The following is a 1,699-nucleotide window of genomic DNA, read 5'->3' on the forward strand; positions in this document are numbered from 1 at the left end:
AGAACACAACATCCTCTTGCTGCGTATAACGATTCAACAGTACACCGAATGCGGCCAAGACAAACATAAAGGTCGTAACTTCCTGTTCCCTCGCCTGTTTATGAATCTGTTGCAATAGATTAGATGAGATCTCGAATCGCTTTTCCTTGCCGACCCCATGAACTTGATGTCGTATAAAATCATTCGGTAAGGCAAGAGGTTCTGCACCTACCATTTTTTTTGCCCAATATTCTCTTTCTTTGTCGTACCCTCCCTGAGCAAGTTTTGTATTTTCTTGGCTCATAAAGTCGGTAAATCCCGTATTCGGCTGTATTTCAATTGGCTCTTTTCGTGCGAGCTTATGATCGTATTCCATGAGCTTTTGCTTCAAGACTTCGAGTGATAATCCGTCGGAGATGATATGGTGAATGCTGATGAGAAAAATATGCTTTTTGTCAGATAGCTTAATCAAGCTTGTGTGAAAAAGCGGAGCTGCTGTGAGGTCAAATACTCGGCTTAACTCTTGCTCAACCTGATGCTTTACCCGTTCTTCCTGAAGTTCAGGTTCTGCAGAGAAATCTAACTTTGTTAGTTGAATATTGATTCGTTTGTGGACAACGAGGAGAGGCATCTCATCACTGACATCAAGACTGCATCGCAAGGCTTCCTGCTCCTCAATGACTAGATTCAGAGCTTGCTCTAACCGAGCCTCGTTTACTCCTTCAAGCATGATGGAAGCTGTGATGTTATAAGAGAGCGGGTCGTCAATTTGGCAATCGAAGAATATTCCCTTCTGGACTTCTGTTAATTCTAGTCTGCGCGTTACCATAAGCTAGACCTCCTTAGTTGAAGACCCAGATTCCGCCTGCCATGATCGACAGAACCGTAATGAACGTTTGGTACACGACATCCATGATCAGATTTCCAATACTGTCTGCATCAACTTTCTTGTTCTTAATCATGACATATGTATGAGACCACAAACCGCTTAACCCGTATATGTACATCGTGACAAGTACACCTACCCAGAAGTTGCCATGAAACCAAATTGCCATAATCCCCATCACCCCAAGACCAACTTGGGAAAACCCATACTTGACTTGAAACGGTCCGCCTGGCCATCCCAGTTGAGATGCGGTTCTGTCAGCAATCGCAATGTTGTAAATAAATCCAATGACGCCCACCAAGCCAAATGTCACAACAAATTGATGCAGCAAAAGCACATTTGCAATTTCGCTCGTGTCAGCTGAAAAACCGTTGATCCAAAGCTGCACTACCGCTGAAACAATTCCCAATCCCCATAACAACAGAAACCACATATTTACAAGCTCCTCTCAAATGATAGATTTGTTACCAAAGATAATAAAGTTGAAAGGTTAATTCTGTCAATAATATTATTTTTATACTAAACAATATCTGTCATCAATTGTCCCAAATGGATTTAATCCAATATTCCTGAAATTTTGTTTCTTTTCTGTCTATTGACTTCTCTCCAATTCTGATTATTTTGACGAACCAGCTTTGTTCCTCTACTTAGTCTTTTAATGCTGACCTTATCTCCCAAATCCTTGATACATAGCGATTTCCCCGTGTATTTCCCTGCGAAGAACAATAAAAAAGCACCCCTTCTTGCCTATCGAAAGCACGACAAATCACAGCCATGTTTGGATAGAGAAAGAGCGCTTATATTTTGTTGTTATTATATTGTATTAATGTTATT

General features: G+C 41.0%; 2 protein-coding genes. Both read right to left on the reverse strand.

Going from position 1 to position 1,699, the window contains the following annotated elements; translation table 11 throughout:
- Positions 1 to 808, reverse strand: an 808-nt coding sequence (locus tag AZ66_RS28960; protein ID WP_044358090.1) for a condensation domain-containing protein, incomplete at its 3' end; no start/stop codon positions are given.
- A 13-nt stretch (positions 809 to 821) separates the two neighbouring features.
- Positions 822 to 1,298, reverse strand: a complete 477-nt coding sequence (locus AZ66_RS28965; protein WP_021260404.1) for a DUF6790 family protein — start codon at positions 1,296 to 1,298, stop codon at positions 822 to 824.
- Positions 1,299 to 1,699 lie beyond the last annotated feature (401 nt).

Source organism: Paenibacillus sp. E194, from assembly GCF_000935845.1.
Taxonomy (GTDB): Bacteria; Bacillota; Bacilli; order Paenibacillales; family Paenibacillaceae; genus Paenibacillus_B; species Paenibacillus_B alvei_B.

What these genes read in the sequence shown, in the direction of transcription:
- AZ66_RS28965 (WP_021260404.1), bottom strand. Translation starts at nt 1,298, where the DNA reads ATGTGGTTTCTGTTGTTATGGGGATTGGGAATTGTTTCAGCGGTAGTG.